We start from the raw sequence: 26,505 nt of genomic DNA on the forward strand, positions 1-26,505 counted from the left end.
GCTCAAGCCCTCGTGATGGAACCTTCCGAACCCTCTGCATCCCGGCTGCCGACCCCGCTCCTGGAACGCCTCTTCGGCGACTGGGTGCGCGAGGTGTCGCCCGCCACCCTGCGGGCCGATGCGATGGCGGGACTGCTGGGCGCCGTGCTGGTACTGCCGCAAGGCATTGCCTTCGCAACGCTGGCCGGCCTGCCGCCCGCCTACGGCCTTTACACCGCCGTCATTCCCTGCATCATCGCCGCGCTCTTCGGCTCCAGCCGGCACGTCATGTCGGGGCCCACCAACGCCAACTCGCTGGCCCTGTTTGCCATGCTGTCGCCGCTGGCGTTGGCCTTCAGTCCGCTCTATATCCAGCTGGCGTTGGCCGTCACGGTGATGGTGGGCATCATGCAGTGGCTGATAGGTGCGCTGCGCCTGGGTGTGCTGGCCAACTTCATTTCGCCGGCCGTGCTGTTTGGTTTTACCTCCGGCGCGGCGTTGCTGATCGCCGTGCATGCGCTGCCCGACCTGCTGGGCCTGGCGGCCGCGCCTGAACACAGCGCCGCTGCCGTGCTGGCGCATGTCTTCACTCAAATGACGTCCGCCCAGCCGCTGGCGCTGGGCGTGGCGGCCATCACGCTCGGCGTGGCGCTGCTGCTGCGCCGCCTGCGCCGCAACTGGCCCTACATGCTGATCGGGCTGGCGGTGGCCACGGCGCTGGCCTGGCTGTGGAGCCGCTTTTTGCATCCCGACGCCACACCTTCGGCCTCGCTGCGCACCGTCGGCCAGATCCCCGTGCCCTGGCCGCGCTTTGAAGTGCCTCGCATCAGCTGGGCGCAGGCCGCCGACCTCATCGGCCTGGCATTCGCGCTGACCATCGTTGCATTGGGCCAGGCGATCTCGATCGCCAAGACGGTGGCACTGCGCTCAGGCCAGCGCATAGACGCCAACCGCGAGTTCCGCGGCCAGGGCTTGTCCAACATCGTCGGCGGGTTCTTCTCAAGCTATGTCTCCTGCGGCTCCATGAACCGCTCCATGCCCAACCTGGAAGCCGGCGCGCGTACGCCGCTGGCCTCGGTGTTCTCGGCGCTGCTGCTGCTGGCCCTGGTGGCGGTGAGCGCACCTTTGCTGGCGCAGATCCCCATGGCCGCATTGGCGGCGCTGCTGGTGCTGGTCGCCTTCGCGCTGCTGGACTTTGCGCGCTGGCAGCAGTTGTTCACCCTGAGCCGCAGCGACTTCGGCGTCGCGCTCGCCACCATGGTGGCCACCGTCACCATACGGCTGGAGATCGCGATCCTGCTGGGCATGATCCTGTCGCTGATGTCTTTCCTCTACCGCACGTCAAAGCCGGCGATGCGCACCATGGGCTTTGACAGCCGCGGGCTGGACCGGCAATTTGTGGTGATTGACAACTCGCCCGACGCCGGACTTGAAGCCAAGCGAGCCCAGCCGCTGCCAGCGGAGGACGCCAACGGCCGCAGCGCCGGGCCGCCCCAAGCAAGGCCAGCCCCCTCGGGGGGCAGCGTAGTACACGAAGTGACAAGCGTGGGGGCCACATTATCGGAATGCCCGCAACTCAAACTGCTGCGCATGGAAGGCGAGGTCTACTTCGGCGCAACCCAGCACGTCGCCGACATTCTGCACGCGTTGCGCACCCAGCCGAAGCCGCAAAAACACCTGCTGGTCATGGGCAAGAGCATGAACTTCATCGACCTGGCCGGGGCCGAGCTGTGGGAAGCGGAACTCGCCGCACGCCGCGCCATGGGCGGCGACTTGTACTTTCACCGGCCGAGGCCCGAGGTCATCCGCATGTGGCGCAAAACCGGCTTTACCAGCGTGCTCGGGCCTGAACATCAATTTCCCGACAAGTTCACCGCCATCGCCACCATCTTCAACAAACTGGACCCGGAAATTTGCCGCCTCTGCACCGCGCGGATATTCTGGGAATGCCAGTCCGCGCCCGGCCCCGATACTCCCACCGCCTGAAACCATGCCCCAATTTGCCGCCAACCTCAGCTGGATGTACACCGAGCTTCCCATGGCCGACCGTTTTGCCGCCGCGGCGCGCGACGGCTTCACCGCCGTGGAAATCCTCTCGCCCTATGCCTGGGCGCCGCAGGAGCTCAAGGCGATCCTGCAGCAGCACGGCCAGCAGCTGGTGCTGTTCAACGCGCCGCCGGGCGGTGTGGATGTTGCCAGTATCGAGAAGGCTTGGGCTTCCCCGCAAAAAGGCACGGCCTGCCTGCCGGGCCATGAGGCCGAATTCCGCGCCGGCATCGCCATTGCGCTGGAGTATGCGCAGGCCCTCGGTTGCCCGCGCATCCATGTGATGGCCGGTGTGCTGCCGCAGGGGATGGAGCGTGAAGCCGTGCAGCCTACCTATGTGAACAACCTGCGTGAGGCAGCCCCATTGGCGGCCAGGGTGGGCGTGGATCTTCTGATCGAACCCATCAACACGCGTGACATTCCGCGCTTCTTTTTGAACCGGCAAGACCACGCGCATGAAATCATCCGCGAAGTGGGCGCGCCCAACGTCAAGGTGCAGATGGACCTCTACCACTGCCAGATTGTTGAAGGCGACCTGGCGATGAAGCTGCGCAAATACCTGCCTACGGGCCACGTCGGCCATCTGCAGATTGCCGGCGCGCCTGGCCGCAATGAACCGGATGTCGGCGAGATCAACTATCCCTACCTCTTTGCACTGCTGGATGAACTTGGCTACAGCGGCTGGGTGGGGTGCGAGTACAAACCGCTGCGCGGCACGGAGGCCGGTGCCACCCCGGCGGGTCTGGGCTGGCTGAAAAAATTTCGCGAACGCGCCTGAGCGCGTTCGGCCTGTTCAGCGCGCGCAGCGAAACGTCAGATTAATGCGTTGCCGGCCCAGGCGCGCATGCTCACCCTCGGCCAGCGGCGCCACGCCGTGATAGGCCAGCCGTGACGGGCCACCCCACACCGCCACGTCGCCATGCACCAGGCGGTATCGCGCCGGGCGGTCGCTGCGGTTCAATCCGCCGAAGAGGAACACCGCGGGCAGACCCAGCGACACCGACACAATCGGCGCGTCCATGTTTCCTTCATCCTTGTCCTGGTGCAGTGAGAGCCGCGCCCCGGGCTCATAACGGTTGATCAGGCAGGCGTCAGGCCGGAAGTCGCCAAAGCCCGCCTCCGCCGCGGCGCGCAGTGCCAGTTCGGCAAAGCAGGCGGGCATGGGCGGCCAGGGCTTGCCCGACAAGGGGTCTTGCGCGTCATACCGGTAGCCGCTGCGGTCAGAGACCCAGCCGAGCGCGCCGCAATTGCTCATCGCCACCGACATGGTGTAGCCGCCCGGCGTGACCAGGTGGCGCAGCGGCGCGACTGCGACCACGTCTTTCACGGCGCCCAGCAAGGCTTCATCCGTCTCGCGGGCAAAACCGCGCAGCAACACGGCACCCGGTGCGATCACCTCGGGCGCCGTATAGGGTGCCGGCGCCTCATCGAAAAGCCCCAAAGTCAAACCATCTCCTTCATTGCGCGTCATGAAAAATAATGCCCAGCGTATGCCGGTGCCCGCTGCGCACCGTGCTCACGCCGTGCCGCATGTTGACGCGGTAAAACCCGCGGCTGCCTTGCACCGGGCGGTGGTGCACGGCAAACACTACGGCATCGCCCTGCCGCAGCGGTACCACTTCGGGCCGTGACTGCATGCGCGGGCGCTGCTCCGTCAGCACAAACTCGCCACCCGTGAAATCTTCGCCGGGCCGCGACAGCAGCACCGCGACCTGGATCGGGAACACATGTTCACCATACAGGTCCTGGTGCAGGCAGTTGTAGTCGCCGGGTCCGTATTGCAAGAGCAGCGGTGTGGGCCGCTGCTGGCCGGCCCCATGGCAGCGCGCCAGGAAAGCGGCATGCGCCGCCGGATAGCGCACGTCGATTCCCATCGCCTGGTTCCAGGCGTTGGCCACATGCACAAGCCGGGGATAGAGCGTGGCGCGCAGCTGCGCGATGAGATCCGGCAGCGGGTAGTTGAAGTACTGGTATTCGCCCTGGCCGAAGCCGTGGCGCTGCATCACCACGCGGCTGCGAAAGTGGCGCGCATCGGCATACAGCGCGGCGACGGCCTTGCATTCGCGCGCATCCAGCAGCTGCGGCAGCACCGCGCTGCCGTGGCGGTTCAGCGAGGCGGCCCAGCCATCCAGGCCGGCGGCAGTGGGGTCGGGCAACAGGGAGGGGGCTTCGGAAACAAGAGACATGCAGCAATCCGTGGGGCAATGGAAACACCATCAACAGCCTTCAGGATAAATCCGGCGGCTCGCTCACGCTCGCCGGAATCGGACATTTCATTGCGCCGGTTTTATGCCGCCAGCTCGGTCAGGATCGGGCAGTCAGGCCGGCTGTTGCCCTGGCAGCAATGCGCCAGGTGGCCCAGTGTCTGCTTCATCGCCTCCATCTCGGCGATGCGGCGCTCCAGGTCGGCGACATGGGCCAGCGCGATGCGCTTGACGTCGGCGCTCGCGCGGCGTTTGTTCTGCCACAGCTTGAGCAGCTCGGCGATCTCGGCCATGCTGAAACCCAGTGCGCGGCCGCGGCGTATGAAGCGCAGCGTGTGCACTTCTTTTTCGCCGTACTGGCGGTAGCCCGCGTCGGTGCGGTGCACGGCCGGCAGCAGGCCCAGCGACTCGTAGTGGCGGATCATCTTGGCCGACACACCGGAGTGCGCGGCCGCCTGGCCGATGTTGAGCGGGCCGATCTCCATGGCGTCAGTCATGGGTGCTTCCTTTCCAGCGGTGCAGCAACAAGGCGTTCATCACCACGCTGGCGCTGCTCAGCGCCATGGCGGCGCCGGCGATGACGGGGCTCAGCAGCCCCAGCGCCGCCAGCGGGATGCCGACCACGTTGTAGACAAAAGCCCAGAACAGGTTCTGGCGGATCTTTGCGTAGGTGCGGCGCGAGATGTCGATGGCGTCGGCCACAAGCGCCGGATTGCCGCGCATCAGCGTGATGCCGGCCGCATGCATGGCCACGTCGGTGCCGGTAGACATCGCGATGCCTACGTCGGCCGCGGCCAGGGCCGGCGCGTCGTTGATGCCGTCGCCCACCATGGCCACGCGGTCACCCTGCGCCACGCCGGTGCGAAGCTGCCCGATGATGGCGGCCTTGTCTTGCGGCAGCACCTGGCTGTGCACCAGGTCTATGCCGAGTTGCTGTGCCACCGCGTCGGCGCTGCCACGGTTGTCGCCAGTCACCAAAGCGGTCTGTATGCCCAGCGCGTGGAGGCGGGCAATCGCCGGCGCTGCGCTGCTCTTGAGTGTGTCGCCGAAGGCCATCAAGCCCAGCAGTTGAGGCGCGGCGGTGACGTCGGCCAGCCATGACACGGTGCGGCCCTGCGCTTCGAGTTCTTTGGCGCGGGCGTGCAGCGCGGCGAAGGTGCCCAGGTCTAGGCCCAGCTCCTGCATAAAGCGCGGGCTGCCGAGGCGAAGTTCGTGGCCGGCCACCACGGCAGCCATGCCGCGCCCGGCGACGGCGCGCAGCTCTGTCGCCGCTGGAATATTGAGTTGTTGCTCCGCCGCGCGCCGTGTGACCGCGCGGGCCAAGGGGTGTTCGCTGCCTGACTGAATGGCGGCTGCCCAGGCCAGCAACTCATCGGCAGCAATGACGTTGGGTTCCAGCGCCACCAGCTCGGGCTTGCCTTCGGTCAGCGTGCCGGTCTTGTCGAAGGCCACGACCTTGACGCTGTGCGCCACCTCCAGCGCCTCTGCATCCTTGATCAGAATGCCCTGGCGTGCAGCGGCCCCCGTGCCCACCATGATTGCTGTGGGCGTGGCCAGCCCCAGCGCGCAGGGGCAGGCAATCACCAGCACGGCGACGGCGTTGAGAATGGCGGCCTCCCAATCCTGCGTGACCAGTCCCCAGCCCAGCAGCGTGAGCAATGCGATGCCGATGACGACCGGCACAAACACGGCGCTGACCTGGTCCACCAGCCGCTGTATGGGCGCTTTTTTGGCCTGGGCCGATTCGACCATGCGCACGATGCGCGCCAACGTGGATTCCGCACCTATGGCCGTGGTGCGCACCACGATCAGGCCTTCGGCGTTGACTGCGCCGCCCGTGACGTGGTCGCCTGCATGTTTAATGACGGGCAGGCTCTCGCCAGTGATCAGCGACTCGTCTACTTGCGTGGAACCCTCAACGATCTCCCCATCGACCGCGATGCGTTCGCCCGGCCGCACTACCACCAGGTCGCCGAGCTGTATATCTTGCAGTGCGACGTCTTCGTCTTTTCCACCAAGGCGGCGGCGCGCGGTATCGGGGCGCAGCGCCTGCAGCGCGCGGATCGCGGCCGTCGTCTGGTGTTTGGCGCGTGCCTCCATCCATTTACCCAGAAGCACCAGCGTGATCACGACAGCCGAAGCTTCGAAGTACAGGTGGGCCATGCCGTGGTCACCGTGCCGCAGCAGCTGGTAGACGCTCAACCCATAAGCGGCCGAGGTGCCCAGGGCGACCAGCAAGTCCATATTGCCGGTGCGGGCGCGCAAGGCGGCCCAGCCGGCGCGGTAAAAGCGCGCGCCCAACCAGAACTGAACGGGGGTGGCCAGCAGCCATTGCAGCCAGCCGTCCAGCATCCAGTCCTTGCCGAACAGCGTGCCCACCATGGGCAGCGCCAGCGGCGCCGACAAGGCAGCGGCCAGTGCGATGGGCCACCAGGCGGCGGCGGGCTTGTCCGCAGGCGCTGCTCCGGCGGCGGGAACTTCCCGCGCCTGGTAGCCCGCCTTGGCCACCGCGGCCTTCAGCGTGGGCAGCATGACGGCATTGCCCGCCACGCTCACTTCAGCGGTCTCGGTCGCCAGGTTGACGCTGGCCGACAGCACCCCCGGCACCTGCCTGAGCGCTTTTTCGACCCGCGACACGCAGGAGGCGCAGGTCATGCCCTCAATCCTGAGTTGCAGCGATTGTTCGGCCACGCGGTAGCCGGCCTTGGCGACGGCGGCTTTCAGCGTTTCCATGCCGATCTCGCTGCCCGCCTTGACACTGGCCTGTTCGGTGGCGAAGTTGACGCTGACGTCCTGCACGCCGGGGACATTGGCCAGCGAGCGTTCTACACGTGCCACGCAGGACGCGCAGCTCATCCCCTGCACGGGGAACTGCCACTCGGCCAGTGCGGCTGTGGGTGTTGTGGGGGTGGATGTTGTACTCATGGCTGCAGTCTGAACCTTACCACCGTGGGAGGGTCAAGCGCATGCGGCAAATGACCCTGCATGGATTCGGGGCTTGGCGGGCAGTTCTTGACCCTACCCCTATGGGAAGGTTCAGACTCCTGCTCAATCCCTGTATCAACCTTTGAGGAGTTTTTATGGAATTCACCATCCCCGCCATGAGCTGCGGCCACTGCGCCGGCGTCATCACCCAGACCGTCAAGTCGCTGGACCCAGCCGCGCAAGTCAACGTCGACCTGGCATCGAAAAAGGTGGTGGTGCAGTCCTCGCAAGACCAGCCCACCGTGGCAGCAGCGCTCGCCGAGGCGGGTTATCCCGCACAGTAAGACGCCTGTATCTGACGGAGAGGACGGTTGGGCGTCGATAGAATGGCCCTTCCTTCCCCATTGAAGCCGCCTAGTGTCCGACCGATTCGCCGTACTCCCCCAATACCTGTTTCCCAAGCAGGCGCTGACTGCCTTTGCCGGTTTCGTGGCTTCGCGCGAGCGCGGCTGGGTCACCACCGAAATCATCCGCCGCTTTGTCGCCAAGTACCAGGTCAACATGGACGAGGCGCTCAACTCGGATATCAGCAGTTACCTCACTTTCAACGACTTTTTCACGCGCGCCCTCAAGCCAGGTGCCCGCCCGCTGGCCCATGCCGAGCTGATCTCACCGGTCGACGGCGCGATCAGCCAGTTCGGTGCGATCGAGAAAGACCAGATCTTCCAGGCCAAGGGCCACAGCTATTCGACCACCGCGCTGGTGGGCGGCGACGCGGCGCTGGCGGCGCACTACCAGGACGGCCATTTCGCCACGCTCTACCTGAGCCCCAAGGACTACCACCGCATCCATATGCCCGCCGGCGGGCGGCTGGTGCGCATGATTTATGTGCCGGGCGAATTGTTCTCCGTCAACCCCGTCACTGCGCGCGGCGTGCCGGGCCTGTTTGCGCGCAACGAGCGCGTGGTCTGCGTGTTTGAATCGGCCCGCGGCCCGTTTGTGCTGGTGCTGGTCGGCGCAACGATTGTCGGCAGCATGGCGACGGTGTGGCATGGCGTAGTCAACCCGCCGCGCAGCAAGGTGGTGCGGCAGTGGGACTACCCCGACGAGCCGACCTCCGCGATTCGTTTGCAGCAGGGCGAGGAAATGGGCCGCTTTTTGCTCGGCTCCACGGTGGTCATGCTGTTTCCCAAAGGGCCGCTCAGGTTCAACCCCGAGTGGGCGCCCGGCCGCAGCATCCGCCTGGGCGAGGCGATGGCGTCCTACGCCTGATTACACGGTGGGTTTGAAGCCCAGCCTGTCCAGAAAAGCCATGGCGGCCGCAGGCGCCCGCTCCTTGGCGCCATTGATGAAATACACAAACACGTCGCGCGGCTTGCCGGGTGCTGGCGCGTCTTCCAATGCCGGCAGGTCGACCGGCACATCGCCCGCCGCCCATTGGCGCGCGCGTTGGGCCCAGGCGTCGAGCGCGCTGCCTTCATAACCGGTTTCCAGGCCGGCGTCGCTCATCATCAGCCGGGCATAGGCGAAGTCACCGGTGAGGTCTGCAAACGACGGGAACTTGTCAGCGTCGGTAAATACCGTAGCGACCTTGTAACGGCGCGCCAGCGCCAGGTAGTCGGGCGACATGAAACTCTCGTGGCGCACATCGACCACATGGCGCAGCGCCAGGCTGCCTGCCTGTTTGGGCAAGAGCGCCAGAAACGCCTCGAAATCCGCCGCATCGAACACCTTGCCCGGCATGAACTGCCAGACGATGGGGCCCAGTTTGCGGCCCAGCTCGCTGATGCCGCTGTCAATAAAGCGCTGGATGGAGTCGCCCGCCTCGGCCAATACCCGGCGATTGGTCGCGTAGCGCGAAGCCTTCAGGGAAAACACGAAGTCATCAGGCGTCTCGTCGTGCCATTTCTTGAAGCTGGCCGGCTTGAGCGTGCCGTAGTAGGTGCCGTTGACCTCGATGGCGCTGAGTTTGCGGCTGGCGTATTCGAGCTCGCGGCTGTGCGGCAAGCCGGGCGGAAAGAAGTTGCTGCGCCAGGGCTCGAAAGTCCAGCCGCCTACGCCCGCACGGATGCGGGAATCGGCGGAGGCGGAAGAAACCGGTTGTGCTTGTGTCATGGCAGCTCCGTGGCGTACTTGTCTGTTCTCTCATCCAGATAGAGGGCTTTTTACCGTCGCCGGCCAGAGGTGTTGCAGGTTGAAACCGCCAATTGCGGGTCTTGCAGCGTCAAGTGGCGCGCTCTGTGCCGGAAGCGTACAGTAGCAGGTGCCGCAGCAAAACGCTGTCCTAAAAAGCCGATTTTCCCCCGGAGCCCCTTCATGAACGCCCCCCTGCACCGCGAAATCCCCGCCAGCATCCTCAACGCCGCCCAGGCCCTTTCACAGGTCACCGCGCAATGGGACGGCGACATCGTCAAACAGATCACCGACTACATCGCCATCCCCGCCAAGTCCCCCGGCTTCGACAGCGACTGGGCCAAGCATGGTTACATCGACACGGTCATGCGCAATGCCGCGGCCTGGGTCGAGGCACAAAAAGTCGAAGGCCTGACGCTCGAAATCGTGCGCCTCGAAGGCCGCACGCCGGTGCTGTTTTTTGAAATCCCGGCCACGCGGGCCGACTCGACGCAAACCGTGCTGATGTACGGCCACCTCGACAAACAACCCGAGTTCACCGGCTGGCGCAATGACCTGAGCCCTTGGACGGCGAAATACGAAGACGGCAAGCTCTATGGCCGCGGCGCCGCCGACGACGGTTATGCGGTCTACGCCAGCATCGCCGCGGTGCAGGCGCTCAAGGCGCAAAACGTGCCGCACCCGCGCATCGTCGGCCTGATTGAAACCTGCGAAGAAAGCGGCTCCTACGATTTGCTGCCTTACGTGAATGCGCTGCGTGAACGCCTCGGTGAAGTCGCCCTGGTGGTGTGCCTGGATTCCGGCGCCGGCAACTACGACCAGCTGTGGCTGACGACCAGCCTGCGCGGCAACGCGTCAGGTGTGCTCAAGGTGGAAGTGCTCACCGAAGGCGTGCATTCCGGCGATGCCAGCGGCCTGGTGCCGTCGAGCTTTCGCATCATGCGCCAGGTGCTGGACCGCCTGGAAGACAGCAAGACCGGGCGCCTTTTGCCGCAGAGTTTTCACTGCGAAGTCCCGGCCGACCGCCTGGCCCAGGCGCAGGCTACCGCCAAAATCCTGGGCGCAGAAATCTACAAACGCTTCCCGTGGGCGCACTATGACTGCGAAGGCTCCAGCACCTTTGCGTTGCCTACCACCACCGACCCGGTCGAAGCGCTGCTCAACCGCACCTGGCGGCCCACGCTCAGCGTGACCGGCGCCGAAGGCTTCCCGGCGCTCAAGGATGCGGGCAATGTGCTGCGCCCTTACACCGCCTTCAAGCTGTCGCTGCGCTTTCCGCCGCTGATCGACGCCGCCGCGGCCGTGCAGGAACTCAAGACGCTGCTCGAAGACAACGCGCCCTACCAGGCCAAGGTCACCTTTGAGAGCAACGGCGGCGCCACCGGCTGGAACGCGCCCAGCACCGTGCCCTGGTTTGAAACCGCGCTCAACGATGCCTCGCAAAGCTTTTTCGGCGCCCCCTGCGGCACCATCGGCCAGGGCGGCACCATTCCGCTGATGAACATGCTGAGCAAGGGTTTCCCGAAGGCGCAGATGATGGTCTGTGGTGTGCTGGGCCCCAAGAGCAATGCGCACGGCCCCAACGAGTTCCTGAACGTGCCGTATGCCAAGAAGCTGACCGCCGCGGTCGCACATGTGATGGCCCGCGTTCCGGGTTGATGCGGATGCACCGCCCTTCTTTGCGCCGCGGTTTGCCCGCGGCGCATGTCCCCGCTGTGCCTGGCCAGGCTTGCGCCGCCGCATGCAGTCGACTGTCCTAGCGCCCTTTACCGCCCGCGACGGCGAAAACCTGGCCCTTTACGAGTGGCCGCTGGATGCCTGGGCGCACGAAATGGGCCAGTACGCACCGCCGCCGCGCGCCATTGTGTTGCTGGTGCACGGCCTGGGCGAGCATGCCAGCCGCTATGACCACGTCGCGCACCAGTTGATGGAATGGGGCTTTGCCGTGCGCGCTTACGACCAGCGCGGCCACGGCGAGTCCGGTGGCGCCCGTGGCGTGCTTCCCAATGAGACCGCACTGCTCGACGACCTGGCCGAGGTGGTCGACGACACACGTTTGCGCGGCATGCGCCTTCTGGAGGCCGCTTATGCCGACAGGCGTCACTCGGAGTCCCAGCTCCAGCTGCCCCTGATCCTGCTGGGCCACAGCATGGGCGGCCTGGTGGTGAGCCGTTTTGTGTCGCTGGGTATCCGTCCGGTGGAGGGCCTTGTGATGTCTTCCCCGGCGCTGGACCCGGGGCTGGGCCTTGTGCAAAAACTGCTGCTGTCCTTCATGCCCAGGCTGGCGCCCGACCTGTGCGTGGGCAACGGCCTGGATGCGCACTACATCTCGCACGACGAAGAGGTGGTCAGGAAATACTTTGCCGACCGGCAGGTGCACAACAAAATCTCGCCGCGCCTGGGCAAGTTCATCGCCACCGCCGGCCCGGCCACGGTAGCCGCAGCCGCCCAGTGGCGCACGCCCACGCTGCTGATGTATGCCGGCGCGGACAGGCTCGTCAACCCGGCCGGCAGCCGCGCCTTTGCGGACAACGCGGCCAACTCACCGGCGGTCAAATCCGGCACGGTGACGGCGCGCTGCTTTGACGGGCTTTATCACGAGATCTTCAATGAGGTCGAGTCCGAGCAGGTGTTCGACACGCTCAAGTCCTGGCTTGATGCCCGGTTCTAGTTTTTAAGCAAAAAGCGGCGCCAGCCCAATACCCATATGGGCATAATGCTATAAAAATAGTAGTAAACCGTCCCCTTTCCGGCAGCAGAACGCTGCTGAATCAAGCGCTGGAGGGATCAGGCGCCCTGCCTCTTGCGTTGGCCCAGTGCAAGCCAGGCCAGCGCCCCGCCCGTCAGCGCCAGCGGCAGCAGCGAGCCCAGGTTCAGCAGCGTCCAGCCCTGCGTGGTGACCAGCACACCGGAGGCCAGTGACGAAACGGCCAGCACCGCAAAAATGCAGAAATTGAGCGCGCCCTGCGCCTTGTCTTTTTCTTCCGGGCGATAGGCCGTGAGCGCCAGCGTGGTGCTGCCGGTGAAGAGGAAATTCCAGCCCAGTCCCAACACAAAAAGCGCCACCAGGAATTCCTTGAGCTCCACGCCCGACAGCGCGATCAGCACGCACAGCACGTTGAGCGCCAGCCCCACCGCCATGATGGTCAGGGTGCCGAAGCGCTTGATCAGGTGGCCGGTGAAAAAGCCCGGCGCGAACATGCCGATCACATGCCACTCCAGCACCAGCGCCACGCTGGAAAACGGCAGCCCGCACACCTGCATGGCGATCGGCGTGGCGGCCATCAGGAGGTTCATCACGCCGAAGCCCAGGGCGCCGGCGGCCGCGGCGACGATGAAAACCGGCTGGCGCATGATTTCGCCGAGCGGCCGTCCGCCCCGTGCCGCATGCGCTTCAGGCGGTGGTGGAAATTGAATGAACGCCAGCAGCGCCATGGACAGTAGCGCCACGCCAGCCAGCGCCAGGTAGGCGCCGGCAAAAGGCACAGCGGTCAGCTCCCGCGTAAAAGCCGCCAGATTGGGCCCGGCGATGGCGCCCAGCAGGCCGCCGGCCATGACGAGGGAAATCGCTTTTTCGCGAAACGCCGGCAGGGCGAGTTCGGCGGCGGCAAAACGGTAAAGCTGGGCATTGGCGCTGTAGTAGCCCGCCACCACTGTGGCGGCCACCAGCAGCCAGAAATTTTTGCTGTAGGCCGCATAGCAGCACAGCAGGGCCGAGGCCACAGCCACCGCGAGGCCCATTTGAAAGGACATCTTGCGCCCGAAGCGCGCTTGCGTGCGCGCCACCACGGCCGTGGAGAGCGCGCCGCCCACCACATAACCCATGACGGGCAGCGTCGCCATCCAGCCCAGCGGCGCCAGGTTCAGGCCGACCAGGCCGTTGATGGCGATAAAGGTGACGTTGTTGGTGAGAAACAGGCCCTGGCAGATGGCCAGTAGCCAGAGGTTGCGGTTCATGGCTGCCTGCGCATCGCTGTGCGTCCTGTCAGGCAGCGGCCAGCGCCAGGAAGGACAGGCAGGCCAGCGGCGCGGTTTCGGCGCGCAGCACGCGCGGGCCCAGGGTGACGGGCGCAAAGCCGCCGGCGATGGCGGCGGCTTCCTCGGCGGGGCCGAGGCCGCCTTCCGGGCCGCTCAGGAAGGTCAGCTCGCCGCTGCCGGCGGCGGCGACCGCTTGCGCCAATGGCCGCGTGCCGTCCTGCAGCGACAGCAGCAAGCGGGGGCCGCCCGCCGCGCCCTTGCCCGCGCCCTTGAGCCAGTCGGCCAGGGTGGCGGCGTCGTGGATCACCGGCACGCGGCTGCGGCCGCACTGCTCGCAGGCCGCGATGGCCACGCCGCGCCAGTGCGCGATTTTTTTATCGGCGCGCTCGCCCTTGATGCGCAGCACGCTGCGCTCACTCATCAGCGGCTGGATGCTGGCCACGCCGAGCTCGGCGGCTTTTTCGATCAGCCAGTCCATGCGTTCATTGGCCGGCATGCCGACGGCCAGGTGGACGGCCCGGCGGGCCTCCCGCGCCGTGGCGGTATAGGCGCCGACCATCACGTCCACGTCGCTGCGGCCCATGCGCTCGACGGTGGCGGCGAACTCGCCTTCGCTGCCCGGCCGGCCGTCGCCCTGCCCGTTGAACAGCGTGAGGGCGTCGCCCGGCTGCATGCGCAAGACCTGCACATGGCGCGCCGCATGCGCGGGCAGGCTGACGGAGGTGCCGGGCACCAGCGCGATGTCGGCGTAGAAGCGGGCGGTCACGCGGCCGGCCTTGCCGCGACGTGACGGCGCGCAGCTGTGTTTGCTATCAAAATAATAGCTATAGACCTAATCAACACCTGGGCTGGAGCCTGATTTTTCATCAGAACGTGTAACCCACACGGGTCTCGTTGCCTTCGATCTCGTCCAGCAGCACCATCAGCGGCCCGAGCTGGCGGTAACGCGCGGCGGTGTTGCGGGCGTATTGGATGAAGCGGGGCGTGTCGGCCAGGTACTTGGGCTTGCCGTCGCGCAGCGTGAGCCGCGCAAAAATGCCCAGTATCTTCAGGTGGCGCTGCAGGCCCATCCATTCGACAGCCCGGTAGAACTCGCCAAAGTCGTCGCCCACCGGCAGGCCCGCCTTGCGCGCCTTTTGCCAGTAGCGCACGGTGATGTCCAGCACAAAATCTTCTTCCCAGGTCAGGAAGGCATCGCGCATCAGGCTGGCGATGTCATAGGTGATGGGGCCGTAGACGGCGTCCTGGAAATCAAGCACACCCAGGGGCGGCGCATCCGCGGGAGTCACTGCTGAGCCACCTGGGATCATGAGATTTCGAGGCATGAAGTCGCGGTGAACAAATACCCGTGCACCATCCAGCGAGTTCAGATTGCTGGCCTTGATCTGTTCGAAGATGACGTTCAGCTTGTCCTGCAGGCCGGTGTCCAGCGCGATGCCGCGGTGCCGGGCGACATACCAGTCGGGGAACAGCGCCAGTTCGCGCGACAGCAGCGCGTCGTCATAAGGCGGCAGCACGCCGGGCTTTGAGGCGAGCTGCCAGCGCACCAGGGCGTCGACCGCATCCATATAGAGGCCGTAATGCGCGGGCGAGGGGCTGGCAATCGCGTCGACCGCGGCGGGCGGCGCGATGGCTTCCATCATGGTCTGCGCGCCCAGGTCGCTCAGCAGCATGAAGCCCAGCGGCTCGTCCCAGGCCAGTACGCGCGGGGCGATCAGGCCGGCACCGGCCATCAGGCCGGCCACCTTGACGAAAGGTTTGCAGTCTTCCTGTGCGGGCGGCGCGTCCATCACGATGTAGCTGGCGCCGCCCGATGCGGCGTCGACCCGGAAGTAGCGGCGAAAGCTGGCGTCGGCAGACGCCGGCCGGACCGAGTCGGCCCGAAGATGGTGCTGGCCGGCGGCGGCGGCCAGCCAGTGGCCGAAGGCGCTGGCACGGGCGGGATCGGCCCAGGCGATGGGGGGGAGGTTCATGTTTGCGGGGCCTTTGGCCGTCCTGCGATGGCACCCCGGTATGGCAGCGCGGGGTGGAGGTGGAGGGTCATGGATAATCAGGCCTGATTTTACAAACGGGTTTATCTCACATAAACGATGCGCCGCGCATCCCACTCGCCTTTTATTCTCTCCCCGATAGCGCAAGCTGTCTCCAGGCTGGTGGTTTTTGCCACGCTGGGGATGGCCGCCGCCGGGACGGCGCACGCCCAATCGGCGCAGGCCGAAGGCACCTTGAGGCTCAAGCCTTCGCCCCAGCTGGCCGAAGAAGTCTCCGACGACCCCGAGAACCGCGGCCCTACGTTTGTGTACGGCGATCGTGTATCAGGCCGCCCGGACATCGAGACGGTGATCGACGGCAATGCCGAGTTGCGCCGCGGCGCCACATCGATCCGCGCGGACCGCATCGAGTACTACCAGCCCGAGGACCAGGTTAAAAGCCGCGGCAATGTGCGCATCAACCGGGCCGGCAACCGGTTTGAAGGCCCCGAGCTGGACATCAAGCTCGACCGCTTCGAAGGTTTTTTCACGACGCCCGCCTACCGCTTCCTCAGCAACGGCGGCAACGGCCAGGCCGAGCGCGTGGACTTTCTCGACGAGAACCACCTGACGGCCCACCGCGCCAGCTACACCACCTGCGAGCGTGAAGACGAGGCCAGCTGGGAGCCCGCATGGGTGTTGCGCGCCAAGAGTTTCGAGTTCGACTTTGAAACCGAGGTGGGGGTGGCCAATTCCGCGGTGGTGCGCTTCAAGGACGTTCCCATCCTGGCCTTTCCGAAGGTGAGTTTTCCGCTGAGCGACAAACGCAAGTCCGGCCTGCTGCCGCCGACCGTGAGCATGGGGTCGACGAACGGCTTTGAGTTTCGCCAGCCTTACTATTTCGACATCGCGCCTAACCGCGACGCAACCTTTTCACCGGCGATCCTCGCCAAGCGCGGCGTGGACCTGGCGGGTGAGTTCCGTTACCTGGAGCCCAACTATTCAGGAGTGGTGCGCGGCAATTTCCTGCCGGGCGACAAACTGCGCAACCGCGACCGCTGGTCGTATGCCTATCAGCACAGCGGCACCATCAATACCGGCTTGCCTTCCATCGGTGGCCTGAACCTGAACCTCAACCTGAACCGCGTCAGCGACAACGATTACTGGCGTGATTTCCCCGCGCAGTCTGGCGCTACCACCCAGCGGCTGCTGTCGCAGGACGCGATCCTGTCGTGGGGCACGGGCAACTTTTCCACCAGCCTGCGTACGCTGAAGTGGCAGACGCTGCAGGACGTGACCTCGCCCATCGTCCCGCCCTATGACCGCCTGCCGCAGCTCACGGCTGCCTACACGCGGGTGGATGCGCCCCTGGGACGGCTGGGCAACGGCTTTGACTGGTCGATCGAAGGCGACTACACCCGCTTTTCGGCCGACAGCAACCTGACCAAGCAGCCCAACAGCAACCGCGCGTTCACGCGCCTGCAGCTGGCCCGGCCCTGGTTGTCGCCCTCTGGGTTCATCACGCCCAAGGTGCAGCTGCATGCCACCACCTACCAGTTTGACTCGATGCTGCCGAACGGGGCCACGACGGCCTCGCGTGTCGTGCCGACCTTCAGCCTGGATGCCGGCCTGCAGTTCGAGCGCAATGCAAGCTTTTTGGGCCGCAGCTTTACGCAAACGCTGGAGCCGCGGGCTTTTTATGTCCGCACACCTTACCGCGACCAGAGCTTGCTGCCCAACTACGACTCCGGTATCAACGACTTCAACTTTGCGACGGTGTTCACCGAGAACGCCTTTGTCGGCAACGACCGGATTTCAGACGCGAACCTGCTGACCCTGGGCGTGACCTCGCGCTTGCTGGATCCCGGCACCGGTGCCGAAGCCATGCGTGTCGGCGTTGCGCAGCGGCTGCGCTTTGAAGACCAGCGGGTGACCTTGCCGGGCGCGCTGCCGGTCACCGACCGCATCAGCGACCTGCTGGTGGGTGCGTCGGTGAACTGGGTGCCGCAGTGGTCATTCGATGGGACGGTCCAGTACAACCCCAAAACCAAGCAGTCCGAGCGTACGTCCCTCGGCGTGCGTTACAACCCCGGCAATTACCGCGTCATCAGTGCCGCATTTCGCCGCCAGCGCAACATCAGCGAGCAAATCGACATAGGCTGGCAATGGCCTATCAACGATTTGTGGGGCGACAAGGGCAAGGACCTGGGCGCCGGCCAGGGCCAGGGCGCGGGACGCTATTACGCCGTCGGCCGGCTGAACTACAGCGTGCTCGACAAGCGGCTGGTCGACTCCATCATCGGCGTCGAGTACGACGGCTGCTGCTGGATAGGCCGTGTCCTGCTGCAACGCTCGCAAACCGGGACCGGGACGGCGGACACCCGGATCATGTTCCAGCTGGAACTGGTGGGGTTCTCCCGTATCGGCGCCAACCCCCTGGAAACCCTCAAGTCAAATGTTCCGCGCTACCAGTACCTGCGTGAGAAAATCAATACCCCAAGCCGTTTCACCACTTATGACTAATACCCGCCTTTTTCCGGAATTCTTTTCGGGCTTTGCGTCCGCTGCTGCGGCAACGCTTGCACTCTCGATTCTGCTGACGGCGGGAGCACAGGCCCAGGGGCTCAGGCCGTCCAGCCCATTGCGCCTGTCGGATCCGGCCGCGCGGGCCGCGGGCCAGGGGACTGCGCAGCGCCAGGCCGACTTCATCGTCGCCGTGGTGAATTCCGAACCCATCACCAACAGCGAGGTCCGCCTCAAGCTGATTCGCACCGAGCAGCAAATTGCCCAGCAAGGCGGGGCCATGCCGCCGCGCAGCGAACTGGTCGTGCAAGTGCTCGAACGCATGATCAGCGACAAGGCGCAGCTGCAAATGGCGGCCTCTTCAGGCGTGCGGGTGGACGAAAACGCCATTGACGCGGCGGTTCAAACCGTCGCCAACCAGAACCAGATCACGGTGGACGAGCTGCGCAGCCGCCTGAGGGCGGACGGCATCGACTATTCGCAATTCCGCTCCGAAGTGCGTGACGAGCTGCTTGTGGGCCGCCTGCGCCAGCGCGAGGTCGACTCGAAGGTCGTCGTGAGCGAGCAGGAGATCGACCAGTTCCTGCGCGACCAGGACGGCGCCAGCAGCGATGCGTCGGCACTGGGGCTCAACCTGGCCGAGATTCTGGTGGCGGTGCCCGAGAACGCCACGCCGGAGCAGGTCGCCGCCTTGCAGGCCAAAGCCCAGCAGGTGGTTGACCGCGCGCGCGCAGGCACCGACTTCACCGCCCTGGTCACCGAGTTTTCTTCCTCTCCCACCCGCAGCGCCGGTGGGCAGATGGGTTTGCGGACCGCGGACCGTTATCCCCCCCTCTTTGTGGACGCCACCAAAAACCTGCAGGCTGGCGGGCTGGCAGGCCCCGTGCGAAGCGGCGCGGGCTTTCACATCCTGAAGGTGATCGAGAAGCGGCAAGCCGGCATGCCCGGCATCGCCGTGACGCAAACCCGCGCCAGGCACATCCTGCTGCGCTTGAATGCCAGGCTGACGGAAGCTGCCGCCATCGACAAACTGGCCCAGCTCAAGAAGCGCATCCAGGCAGGTCAGACCGATTTTGCGGCCGCTGCCCGTGAAAACAGCGATGACGGCTCGGCCAAAGAAGGCGGGGATCTCGGCTGGGCCAGCCCCGGGATGTTTGTGCCGGAGTTCGAGAAAGTCATGAACGGCCTGGCGCCGAACCAGATTTCCGATCCGCTGGTGTCCCGCTTCGGTGTGCACATCATCCAGGTGCTGGAGCGCCGTGAAACCCAGCTCTCGCAAAGAGACCAACGCGAAATTGCGCGCAATGTGCTGCGCGAGAAAAAACAGGGCGAAGCCTATGCGCTGTGGGCCCAGGACGTCCGTGGCCGTGCCTATGTGGAGTACCGTGAGCCGCCGCAATAGTGTGGCCCCCACGGTCGTTCACTTCGTGTAGCCTGCGGCTTCTCCCTGCCCCTTTCATCACCGGAGGGGCCACCCGCCTGCGGCCCGGCGAAGCCGGTACCGCGGCTCATGCCGAGTTAATGCATAAGGCCGCTTCATCGTGAAACACATCCCGCGCAAGCGCTTCGGCCAGCATTTTCTGACCGACCAGGGCATCATCGAAAGCATCGTTCAGGCGATCGCGCCGCGGCCCGGCCAGGCTGTGGTTGAAATCGGCCCCGGGCTGGCGGCCTTGACGCAGCCCCTGGTCGAGCGCCTGGGGAACCTGACCGTGATCGAACTGGACCGCGACCTGGCCCGGCAGCTGCGCGAGCATCCGCAGCTCAGCGTGGTCGAATCCGATATTCTCAAAGTGGACATCCACGCGCTGGCGCGTACAGCCTGCGCCGATGGGCAAAAGCTTCGCGTCGTCGGCAACCTTCCGTACAACATCTCCACGCCCATCCTGTTTCACCTGCTGGACGCTGTGGACGTGATTGAAGACCAGCATTTCATGCTGCAAAAAGAAGTGATCGACCGCATGGTGGCATCCCCCTCGAGCGGCGACTACGGCCGGCTCAGCGTGATGCTGCAATGGCGGTACGCCATGGAAAACGTCCTCTTTGTCCCCCCGCAAAGTTTTGATCCGCCTCCGCGCGTGGACAGTGCCATTGTGCGCATGGTTCCGCATGCCGTACCTGTGGCGTTGGACGTCAAGCTCCTCAGCGAACTGGTGCAGGTGGCCTTCAGCCAGCGCCGCAAGCTGCTGCGCCACACCTTGGGGCAGTGGTTGGCCGCGCGTGGCTTTGCCGGTGCTTTTGATGTGCAGCGCCGCGCCGAGGAAGTGCCGGTGGCCGAGTACGTGGCATTGGCGCAGGCGCTTGAGAACTGAACACCGGCTGCGCTTCGGCCATAAAAAAAGCCCGTCAGTGACGGGCTTTTTTGCGAACGCCTGGAAGGGCGCCGTTGCCGTATTGCTTAAGCAGCTGCGAGCCAGTAACCCGCATTAAACGGGCTGCTCATGCGCAATGCCAGTGGTGACACGTCTACCAGTTTGTCGGTAGGCATGGCTTCTTCACCTTCTGCGATTGCTTGCTGGGCCTCATTCGCCCGATCCCCTTGGCCGATGTCTGGGGAGCGGGCTACAGAAAAGAATAGAAGCATCTGAACGGTATCTTGCGATCCGCCCAGTAGTCCGAGGCATCCCGGAAGATGTCGAGCAGTTGCTCGCGCGCTTCCTTGTCGAATTTGGCGTTGGCCGGGATCTGCTCGAGCACGACGATGAAGCCGGGCTGCGGGCCCGACTTGTGGACCAGGTCCGTCATGCAGTCGTACAGCGCGTCGAAGTTCTTGCCGAAATGTGCCGGGAAGGTGTACTGCGCCGCAATCATGTCCAGGACGTCCTGCTTGCTCTGGGCATTGCCCAGGTTGGCATACAGGAAGTGCTGGTTCAATTGCGTCGCGGCGTCCTGCAGGTCCTGCACACGGAAGGCTCGTATCGATTGAACGATGTTGGGACGCACGCCGCGCAAAGGCGTTTCACCGTCCTTGCGCAAAGGCGTATCGTTGTCCCGACGAAGTGGTGTATCCATCTCCGCTACTCTTTCTCTTAAGTCAAAAACTCTTAATAACAACCACAGTTCAATTTACTGAACGATTCTGCGAAAACTCGCATAGTGGTCGTCGGTGTAATAACAGGCATCCGGGGCGGCGGGTTTCATGCCGCCGCAAACAATGCGCCGGGCTCCCCGGCTTTGCACATTGGGCGTTCTGACGGTGTACTCACGGTAGTAGCCGCGATTTTTGGCGGGAAGAAGCCGTTCCCGGTTGCCAAACACCACGCCGTCCTTGTCATGCCTGAACGGGCCACCCTGGTAAATCAGCGTCATCATGTCGCGCCCCTGCTGAGGCAATTGGGCCGCTGCAATCGTGTCGGCCGGGGCCGGATAAACCGGGCCTTTGGCCTGCACCATGCTGGGGATCAGTCCGCCCAGGCTGGTTGCCAAGACCAGCAGCGCCGCCATTTTGGCTGCCTGCCACCGTCCCCACCCATTGCGCAACATGAAAAAGAAGCCTTTCCTGGAACCCAAAGCCAACCCGCCGATTTCGGGTTAACCCTTAAATTTCAAGAGAGGTAGTTTGCCGCATGTGGGCAAAAAACGCAAGTGGCTGCTGAAAATTTAGGCAGTAAAGGTGGGGGTTAATGTCTGAATAAGTTAGTACTGGCTATCTAATTCAGGCTTATCTGGCGGCATTCGCGTCGGCAACCGTCAGTGCTGTCATGTTGACAATACGGCGCACGGTTGCGGTGGCGGTCAGGATGTGCATCGGTTTGTTCGCACCCAGCAGCACGGGGCCGATGGCGATGTTGCCGCCGGCTGCCGTTTTGAGCAGGTTGTACGAAATATTGGCCGCATCAATATTGGGCAGCACCAGCAGGTTGGCTTCACCCGCCAGCGTGCTGTTGGGCATGATCAGCGCGCGGGCATCGGCGTCCAGCGCCATGTCGCCGTGCATTTCGCCGTCGACTTCCAGCCAGGGCGCTTTCTCGCGCAGCAGTTCCAGCGTGCGACGCATCTTCAGCGCGCTCGGCGCGTTGGAAGAGCCGAAATTTGAATGCGACAGCAGCGCAGCCTTGGGCTTGATGCCGAAACGCATCATTTCCTCGGCCGCCATGGTGGTGATTTCCGCCAGCTGCTCGGCCGTCGGGTCGCAGTTGACATGCGTGTCGAGCAGGAAAACCTGGCGGTTGGGCAGCAGCAGGCCGTTCATGCAGGCATAGGTATTGACGCCTTCACGCTTGCCGATGACCTGGTCCAGGTAGTCCAGGTGGTGGGCTGTGGTGCCCCAGGTGCCGCAGATCAGGCCGTCCACGTCGCCCTTGTGCAGCAGCATGCCGGCAATCAGGGTGAGGCGGCGGCGCATTTCGATCTTGGCGATCTGCACAGTGACGCCGCGGCGCTCCATCATGCGGTGGTAGGTCTGCCAGAAGTCGCGGTAGCGATGGTCCTGCTCGACGTTGACCACGTCGTAGTCGAGCTCTTCCTTCAGGCGCAGGCCAAACTTCTCGATGCGCTGCGCGATGATGGCCGGCCGGCCTATCAGTGTCGGCCGTGCAAGGCCCTCGTCCACCACGATCTGGCAGGCGCGCAGCACGCGCTCTTCCTCGCCCTCGGCATAGGCCACGCGCTTGCGGCTGGCCGATTTGGCGGCCGCGAAGATCGGCTTCATGACGGTGCCCGAAGCGTAGACAAAACTCTGCAGCTTCTCGCGGTAAGCGTTCATGTCCTGGATGGGCCGCAAGGCCACGCCGCTGTCGGCTGCCGCCTGCGCGACTGCCGGCGCGATCTTCATCATCAGGCGCGGATCGAAGGGTTTGGGGATCAGGTACTCGGGGCCGAACGCGAGTTTTTCGCCCACGTAGGCGGCCGCCACGACTTCACTTTGCTCGGCCTGCGCCAGCTCGGCAATGGCGTGGACGGCAGCGATTTCCATCTCGACGGTGATGGTCGAGGCGCCGGCATCCAGCGCGCCGCGGAAGATATACGGGAAGCACAGGACGTTGTTGACCTGGTTGGGGTAGTCGGTGCGGCCGGTGGCCATGATGGCGTCGTCGCGCACGGTGCGCACGTCTTCGGGCGTGATCTCGGGGTTGGGGTTGGCCAGCGCCAGGATGATGGGCTTGGAGGCCATCTTCGCGACCATGTCTTTCTTGAGCACACCGCCGGCCGACAGGCCCAGGAAGATGTCCGCGCCGGCAATCACGTCGGCGAGCGTGCGCGCGTCGGTCTTCTGTGCGAACTGGATCTTGTCTTCGTCCATCAGCTCGGTGCGGCCCTCATACACGACACCGGCCAGGTCGGTCACAAACACGTTTTCACGCTGGATGCCCAGCTTGAGCAGCAGGTTCAGGCAGGCCAGCGCTGCTGCGCCCGCACCTGACGTCACGAGCTTGACCTGGCCCGGGCCCTTGCCGACCACTTTCAGGGCGTTCAGGACGGCCGCGCCGACGGTGATCGCCGTGCCGTGCTGGTCGTCGTGGAACACCGGGATCTTCATGCGCTTGCGCAGTTCGCGCTCCACATAAAAGCAGTCGGGCGCCTTGATGTCTTCCAGGTTGATTGCGCCGAAGGTCGGCTCCAGCGAGGCAATGATGTCGACCAGTTTGGCCGGGTCTTTTTCGTCGATCTCGATGTCGAACACGTCCACACCGGCGAACTTCTTGAAGAGCACGCCCTTGCCTTCCATCACCGGCTTGGCGGCCAGCGGGCCGATGTCGCCCAGGCCCAGCACGGCCGTGCCGTTGGTGACGACCGCCACGAGGTTGCCGCGGCTGGTGTATTTGAAGGCGTTGTTGGGGTCCTTGACGATTTCTTCGCAGGGAGCGGCGACACCGGGGGAGTAGGCCAGGGCCAGGTCGCGCTGGTTGGTCAGCTGCTTGGTCGCGGCGATGGCGACCTTGCCGGGGGTTGGAAACTCGTGGTACTCAAGTGCGGCGCGGCGCAGTTCTGCGCGTTTTTCTTCGCGGTTGGCTTCGTTATTAGGCGTCGCAGCGGATGGTGTCGGCATCAGGAAAGTCTCCAGCGGAAAACGGTCGGGGCGACCGTCTGGTTCTTGTAGGGTCTGCGATTGTAGGCCGTTGGAGGGGAAAACCCTAGTAAGTGAATCTACGCAACAAGGTGCTTTGCTTTTGACTTTTTGGCATGGAAAGTCATGCCGTCACGCGAGTTCACGACGTTGCCGTCGTGTAGCAGTGATTTGACTGATGTAAGCGGGAAATGGGGTTGGGCGGAATCGACGGCGCGAGTCCCGTCGAGCACAAGCCGCTATCGCTTTATGACGAAGTCGCATTAAGCGGCGTGGCCGGGCCCCGTCCGCCCCAGCGCTGCCAGGCTTTCTCATGGAAGAAAAAGGCAAAGGCCTGCACGGTCGGCTCCAGCAGGCTGAGCGTGATGGCCAGCAGGAAGTTGCCGGTAACGGCATAGGCCACCAGCGCCGCGACGGTGACGTGCACGACGTAATAGCTGGCGGTTTTTTTCAGGGTCGGCAGGTTGCGGCGAACAAGTTGGGTCATCAAAAACTCCTGGTCTGAGCGGGTTTCGTTTCCAGAAAACATGTGCCAAATTGGCCTCTAGCCCATACCCTGTATTGGTATGTAGCTATCAAAACAATAGCAAGTGCGATGGATGGGCGTGCCGGCCATCGGCGTTGGGGTGCGGCTTGCGCATCTCCCTTCATCCCTGTCCCGAATCTCGACTTGCGTTTCGATATCCAAAGGCAATTGGCATATTGAGAATGATAGTTATTGACTAAATAAATCACCAATTGGTTTGCGCTAAGCGCGCCATAGGCCAAAGCCTGTTGGGGGCAGGTTGTGGGAAATTACACACTTGTTTACAACTGGTGCGCGCCATAAGCCGCAAGATCGGGGCACGCCCGCAAATGCCAAATAAGTGTGAAAAAACAAACACATACAGCGCTTATCTAGGTCGTGTGTGGGGAAACCGTTGGACACGCAGGCCCCAAAAGGCTACAACCAGAAAGCAACATTTTGTTGCACTTGGCTCTGAAAGGGTCTGCTCTTGCATCGCTCCGTTGTTCCGGGATTCAGGCTTTTGGCCATGGGTGTTTTGGGCGCTTCTGCCGCCATGGGCAGTGCCGTGCTGGCCCAGGTGCGCGCAGATGTGCGGCCAGACGCCGGCACGCTGCTGGAGCTGCCGGGCCCGCTCCCCTTGTTGCCGCCGCGCAGCGGGCCGGCGGTGGATGTACCCGAGCCCCGGGCCACGGCGCCCGCGCCCGGCACGGCGCGCATGACGCCTGCCGCGTTCAGCTTTACCGGCAACACCGTTTTCTCCGGCGAGCTGCTGGCCGCCTTGCTGGCGCCCAGGGTGAACCAGCCCACCGACCTCGCCGGCCTCACGGAAGCCGCCAACACCATCAAAGCCTATTACCGGTCGCAAGGCTACCTGCTGACGCAGGCCTACCTTCCCGAGCAGGCGTTTGCCGCGGAAGGCGGTACCGTCACCATCGCCATTCTTGAAGCACGCATAGGCCGCGTCACGGTGCGCACCGAAGGCGCGGGCATCTCCCAGGCGTTTGCTGAAAGCATCGTGGCCGGCCAGCTCAAGCGGGGCGACGCCGTCACCGAATACGCGCTCGACAAACCCGTGCTGCTGCTGCGCGACCTCGCAGGCTACGACGCCGGCGCTACCGTCGAGCCCGGGGAGCGCCCGGGCGAGGCCGACGTGCTGGTGGCCGTCAACGCCAGGGGGCCGCGCGCCGACGGCTCGGTGAGCGTGGACAACCATGGCGCGCGTGCAGCGGGCGCGGCGCGCGTCATGCTCGGCGCCAACCTCAATAACCTGCTGGGACACGGCGATGCCCTGGCCCTGAGCGCACAGCAAAGCGACCAGGCCGGCTCGGCCCTGTACCGCATCGGCTACACCCTGCCCGTCGGCGCCTACGGCACCCGGCTGGGGATCAACGCCGCCCGCCTTGACTACACGCTGGGCAAACAATTCGAAGCGCTGGGCGCCAGCGGCCGCGCCGACATCCTGGGCCTCTCTGTGTCCCACCCCCTGCTGCGCGGGCGTTCGGCCAATCTTTATGGCCTTGTCAGTGCCGAGCAGAAAAAGCTGCTGGATGAAACACGTACGCCCACGCTGAAAAGCGCGCGCGACATCGTTGCCATCCGGGCCGGCCTGGTGGGCAACTTCAATGACAGCATGGCCGGCAGCGGCGCCCTGAACAGCTATGCCGTCAATGCGACCTTCGGCCGCCTCACGCTCAATGCCGCCGACCAGGCGCTCGACGACGGCTTGGGCGGCCTGCGCACGGCGGGCGGCTTCAGCAAGCTCAACCTGGAATTCCAGCGCTCGCAGTATTTCGATGCGCCCTACAGCTTCCATGTCGCAGCGCAGGCCCAGCTGGCGTCCAAAAACCTCAGCTCGGCCGAAAAAATGGTGCTCGGCGGGCCGGGCGGCGTGCGCGGCTACCCGGTCGGCGAAGGCGTGGGCGATGCGGGTTTCCTGCTGAACCTGGAAACCCGCTACCAGCTGCCGCAAGCGGTGTGGGGCGAGCCGCTGAGCCTGCTCGCTTTCTACGACTTCGGCCGTGTCCGTTTCAACCAGAACGGCCCCACCGTGCCGGGCAACGACAACACGCTCAGCCTCGGCGCCTTCGGTGTCGGCGCCACGCTGGGCCGGCCCGGCAGGTTCCTGATCAAGACCTACCTCGCCTGGCGCACCACCCCGGCGCAGCCTTCCACCGGCGACCCGGACCGCTCACCGCGCGCCTGGATCTCGGCGCAAACCTGGTTCTAGGCCAG

At 64.7% G+C, this 26,505-nt stretch carries 22 protein-coding genes; 10 read left to right on the top strand and 12 right to left on the bottom strand.

The window, feature by feature from the left end:
* Nucleotides 1-15: 15 nt before the first annotated feature.
* The gene (locus DT070_RS06945) at nucleotides 16-1,965 is read left to right on the top strand and encodes a SulP family inorganic anion transporter (RefSeq protein ID WP_122954724.1); all 1,950 of its coding nucleotides are present in this window, start codon (nucleotides 16-18) and stop codon (nucleotides 1,963-1,965) included.
* A gap of 4 nt (nucleotides 1,966-1,969) precedes the next feature.
* Nucleotides 1,970-2,803: a 2-oxo-tetronate isomerase gene (gene otnI / locus DT070_RS06950; protein ID WP_122954725.1), complete on the top strand. Its 834-nt coding sequence runs from the start codon at nucleotides 1,970-1,972 to the stop codon at nucleotides 2,801-2,803.
* Between the two features lie 15 nt (nucleotides 2,804-2,818).
* Here otnI and alkB read toward each other — a convergent pair whose 3' ends face one another.
* The 4 genes from alkB to DT070_RS06970 all read right to left on the bottom strand — a co-directional run bounded on the left by alkB (nucleotide 2,819) and on the right by DT070_RS06970 (nucleotide 7,154).
* Nucleotides 2,819-3,472: a DNA oxidative demethylase AlkB gene (gene alkB / locus DT070_RS06955; protein ID WP_206074067.1), complete on the bottom strand. Its 654-nt coding sequence runs from the start codon at nucleotides 3,470-3,472 to the stop codon at nucleotides 2,819-2,821.
* 10 nt (nucleotides 3,473-3,482) lie between these two features.
* Nucleotides 3,483-4,211, bottom strand: coding sequence for a 2OG-Fe(II) oxygenase (locus DT070_RS06960; protein ID WP_122954727.1), 729 nt, complete (start codon nucleotides 4,209-4,211; stop codon nucleotides 3,483-3,485).
* A 101-nt stretch (nucleotides 4,212-4,312) separates the two neighbouring features.
* Nucleotides 4,313-4,726, bottom strand: a complete 414-nt coding sequence (cueR, locus tag DT070_RS06965) for a Cu(I)-responsive transcriptional regulator (RefSeq protein ID WP_122954728.1) — start codon at nucleotides 4,724-4,726, stop codon at nucleotides 4,313-4,315.
* On the bottom strand, nucleotides 4,719-7,154 hold the full coding sequence (locus DT070_RS06970; RefSeq protein ID WP_122954729.1) for a heavy metal translocating P-type ATPase: 2,436 nt from the start codon (nucleotides 7,152-7,154) through the stop codon (nucleotides 4,719-4,721). Before DT070_RS06970 ends, cueR begins: the two co-directional genes overlap by 8 nt.
* Nucleotides 7,155-7,309: 155 nt before the next feature.
* Here DT070_RS06970 and DT070_RS06975 point away from each other — a divergent pair, with 155 nt between their 5' ends.
* Both DT070_RS06975 and asd read left to right on the top strand, forming a co-directional pair.
* Nucleotides 7,310-7,498 carry a heavy-metal-associated domain-containing protein gene (locus DT070_RS06975; RefSeq protein ID WP_122954730.1) on the top strand — a complete coding sequence of 63 codons (189 nt, stop codon included), beginning with the start codon at nucleotides 7,310-7,312 and terminating at the stop codon, nucleotides 7,496-7,498.
* Nucleotides 7,499-7,571: 73 nt separating this feature from the next.
* Entirely contained in the window at nucleotides 7,572-8,426 is an 855-nt protein-coding gene (gene asd, locus DT070_RS06980; protein ID WP_122954731.1) for an archaetidylserine decarboxylase, read from the top strand.
* Here asd and DT070_RS06985 read toward each other — a convergent pair whose 3' ends face one another.
* On the bottom strand, nucleotides 8,427-9,269 hold the full coding sequence (locus DT070_RS06985) for a DUF72 domain-containing protein (RefSeq protein ID WP_122954732.1): 843 nt from the start codon (nucleotides 9,267-9,269) through the stop codon (nucleotides 8,427-8,429).
* 201 nt (nucleotides 9,270-9,470) lie between these two features.
* Between DT070_RS06985 and DT070_RS06990 the strand changes: the two genes are divergently transcribed.
* Together DT070_RS06990 and DT070_RS06995 are read left to right on the top strand one after the other, a co-directional pair.
* Nucleotides 9,471-10,946, top strand: a complete 1,476-nt coding sequence (locus DT070_RS06990; protein WP_122954733.1) for a M20 family metallopeptidase — start codon at nucleotides 9,471-9,473, stop codon at nucleotides 10,944-10,946.
* A gap of 82 nt (nucleotides 10,947-11,028) precedes the next feature.
* Nucleotides 11,029-11,958, top strand: coding sequence for an alpha/beta hydrolase (locus DT070_RS06995; protein ID WP_122954734.1), 930 nt, complete (start codon nucleotides 11,029-11,031; stop codon nucleotides 11,956-11,958).
* A gap of 116 nt (nucleotides 11,959-12,074) precedes the next feature.
* Here the strand turns inward: DT070_RS06995 and DT070_RS07000 are convergent, their stop codons facing one another.
* The 3 genes from DT070_RS07000 to DT070_RS07010 all read right to left on the bottom strand — a co-directional run bounded on the left by DT070_RS07000 (nucleotide 12,075) and on the right by DT070_RS07010 (nucleotide 15,313).
* The gene (locus DT070_RS07000; protein ID WP_122954735.1) at nucleotides 12,075-13,244 is read right to left on the bottom strand and encodes an MFS transporter; all 1,170 of its coding nucleotides are present in this window, start codon (nucleotides 13,242-13,244) and stop codon (nucleotides 12,075-12,077) included.
* Nucleotides 13,245-13,272: 28 nt separating this feature from the next.
* A complete protein-coding gene (locus DT070_RS07005; protein ID WP_122954736.1) occupies nucleotides 13,273-14,031 on the bottom strand; it encodes a 16S rRNA (uracil(1498)-N(3))-methyltransferase in 759 nt (252 codons plus the stop codon).
* A gap of 100 nt (nucleotides 14,032-14,131) precedes the next feature.
* Entirely contained in the window at nucleotides 14,132-15,313 is a 1,182-nt protein-coding gene (locus tag DT070_RS07010; protein ID WP_369973948.1) for an aminoglycoside phosphotransferase family protein, read from the bottom strand.
* Nucleotides 15,314-15,355: 42 nt separating this feature from the next.
* Here DT070_RS07010 and DT070_RS07015 point away from each other — a divergent pair, with 42 nt between their 5' ends.
* The 3 genes from DT070_RS07015 (at nucleotide 15,356) to rsmA (ending at nucleotide 20,070) form a co-directional block, all read left to right on the top strand.
* Entirely contained in the window at nucleotides 15,356-17,758 is a 2,403-nt protein-coding gene (locus DT070_RS07015; RefSeq protein ID WP_122954738.1) for an LPS-assembly protein LptD, read from the top strand.
* A complete protein-coding gene (locus tag DT070_RS07020) occupies nucleotides 17,751-19,160 on the top strand; it encodes a peptidylprolyl isomerase (RefSeq protein ID WP_122954739.1) in 1,410 nt (469 codons plus the stop codon). Before DT070_RS07015 ends, DT070_RS07020 begins: the two co-directional genes overlap by 8 nt.
* A 139-nt stretch (nucleotides 19,161-19,299) precedes the next feature.
* Complete coding sequence (gene rsmA, locus DT070_RS07025) at nucleotides 19,300-20,070, top strand: 16S rRNA (adenine(1518)-N(6)/adenine(1519)-N(6))-dimethyltransferase RsmA (protein ID WP_122954740.1); 771 nt, start codon at nucleotides 19,300-19,302, stop codon at nucleotides 20,068-20,070.
* Between the two features lie 250 nt (nucleotides 20,071-20,320).
* Here rsmA and DT070_RS07030 read toward each other — a convergent pair whose 3' ends face one another.
* From DT070_RS07030 to DT070_RS07045, 4 genes are all read right to left on the bottom strand, one after another.
* The gene (locus DT070_RS07030) at nucleotides 20,321-20,770 is read right to left on the bottom strand and encodes a barstar family protein (protein WP_122954741.1); all 450 of its coding nucleotides are present in this window, start codon (nucleotides 20,768-20,770) and stop codon (nucleotides 20,321-20,323) included.
* 54 nt (nucleotides 20,771-20,824) lie between these two features.
* The gene (locus tag DT070_RS07035; RefSeq protein ID WP_122954742.1) at nucleotides 20,825-21,202 is read right to left on the bottom strand and encodes a ribonuclease domain-containing protein; all 378 of its coding nucleotides are present in this window, start codon (nucleotides 21,200-21,202) and stop codon (nucleotides 20,825-20,827) included.
* Between the two features lie 217 nt (nucleotides 21,203-21,419).
* A complete protein-coding gene (locus DT070_RS07040; protein WP_122954743.1) occupies nucleotides 21,420-23,747 on the bottom strand; it encodes an NADP-dependent malic enzyme in 2,328 nt (775 codons plus the stop codon).
* 265 nt (nucleotides 23,748-24,012) lie between these two features.
* Nucleotides 24,013-24,252 (bottom strand): DUF2061 domain-containing protein, encoded by a 240-nt coding sequence (locus tag DT070_RS07045; RefSeq protein ID WP_122957302.1) that lies wholly within the window; start codon nucleotides 24,250-24,252, stop codon nucleotides 24,013-24,015.
* A 547-nt stretch (nucleotides 24,253-24,799) separates the two neighbouring features.
* Between DT070_RS07045 and DT070_RS07050 the strand changes: the two genes are divergently transcribed.
* Nucleotides 24,800-26,500 (top strand): ShlB/FhaC/HecB family hemolysin secretion/activation protein, encoded by a 1,701-nt coding sequence (locus DT070_RS07050; RefSeq protein WP_122954744.1) that lies wholly within the window; start codon nucleotides 24,800-24,802, stop codon nucleotides 26,498-26,500.
* Nucleotides 26,501-26,505 lie beyond the last annotated feature (5 nt).

This window comes from Polaromonas sp. SP1, assembly GCF_003711205.1.
Taxonomy (GTDB): domain Bacteria; phylum Pseudomonadota; class Gammaproteobacteria; order Burkholderiales; family Burkholderiaceae_C; genus Polaromonas.

Excerpts from the sequence above, each read along its gene's own strand:
- DT070_RS06945 (WP_122954724.1), top strand. The coding sequence starts at position 16 with ATGGAACCTTCCGAACCCTCTGCATCCCGGCTGCCGACCCCGCTCCTG.
- otnI (WP_122954725.1), top strand. The coding sequence starts at position 1,970 with ATGCCCCAATTTGCCGCCAACCTCAGCTGGATGTACACCGAGCTTCCC.
- DT070_RS06960 (WP_122954727.1), bottom strand. The coding sequence starts at position 4,211 with ATGTCTCTTGTTTCCGAAGCCCCCTCCCTGTTGCCCGACCCCACTGCC.
- cueR (WP_122954728.1), bottom strand. The coding sequence starts at position 4,726 with ATGACTGACGCCATGGAGATCGGCCCGCTCAACATCGGCCAGGCGGCC.
- DT070_RS06970 (WP_122954729.1), bottom strand. The coding sequence starts at position 7,154 with ATGAGTACAACATCCACCCCCACAACACCCACAGCCGCACTGGCCGAG.
- DT070_RS06975 (WP_122954730.1), top strand. The coding sequence starts at position 7,310 with ATGGAATTCACCATCCCCGCCATGAGCTGCGGCCACTGCGCCGGCGTC.
- DT070_RS06985 (WP_122954732.1), bottom strand. The coding sequence starts at position 9,269 with ATGACACAAGCACAACCGGTTTCTTCCGCCTCCGCCGATTCCCGCATC.
- DT070_RS06990 (WP_122954733.1), top strand. The coding sequence starts at position 9,471 with ATGAACGCCCCCCTGCACCGCGAAATCCCCGCCAGCATCCTCAACGCC.
- DT070_RS06995 (WP_122954734.1), top strand. The coding sequence starts at position 11,029 with ATGCAGTCGACTGTCCTAGCGCCCTTTACCGCCCGCGACGGCGAAAAC.
- DT070_RS07000 (WP_122954735.1), bottom strand. The coding sequence starts at position 13,244 with ATGAACCGCAACCTCTGGCTACTGGCCATCTGCCAGGGCCTGTTTCTC.
- DT070_RS07015 (WP_122954738.1), top strand. The coding sequence starts at position 15,356 with ATGCGCCGCGCATCCCACTCGCCTTTTATTCTCTCCCCGATAGCGCAA.
- DT070_RS07020 (WP_122954739.1), top strand. The coding sequence starts at position 17,751 with ATGACTAATACCCGCCTTTTTCCGGAATTCTTTTCGGGCTTTGCGTCC.
- DT070_RS07030 (WP_122954741.1), bottom strand. The coding sequence starts at position 20,770 with ATGGATACACCACTTCGTCGGGACAACGATACGCCTTTGCGCAAGGAC.
- DT070_RS07035 (WP_122954742.1), bottom strand. The coding sequence starts at position 21,202 with ATGGCGGCGCTGCTGGTCTTGGCAACCAGCCTGGGCGGACTGATCCCC.
- DT070_RS07040 (WP_122954743.1), bottom strand. The coding sequence starts at position 23,747 with ATGCCGACACCATCCGCTGCGACGCCTAATAACGAAGCCAACCGCGAA.
- DT070_RS07045 (WP_122957302.1), bottom strand. The coding sequence starts at position 24,252 with ATGACCCAACTTGTTCGCCGCAACCTGCCGACCCTGAAAAAAACCGCC.
- DT070_RS07050 (WP_122954744.1), top strand. The coding sequence starts at position 24,800 with ATGGGTGTTTTGGGCGCTTCTGCCGCCATGGGCAGTGCCGTGCTGGCC.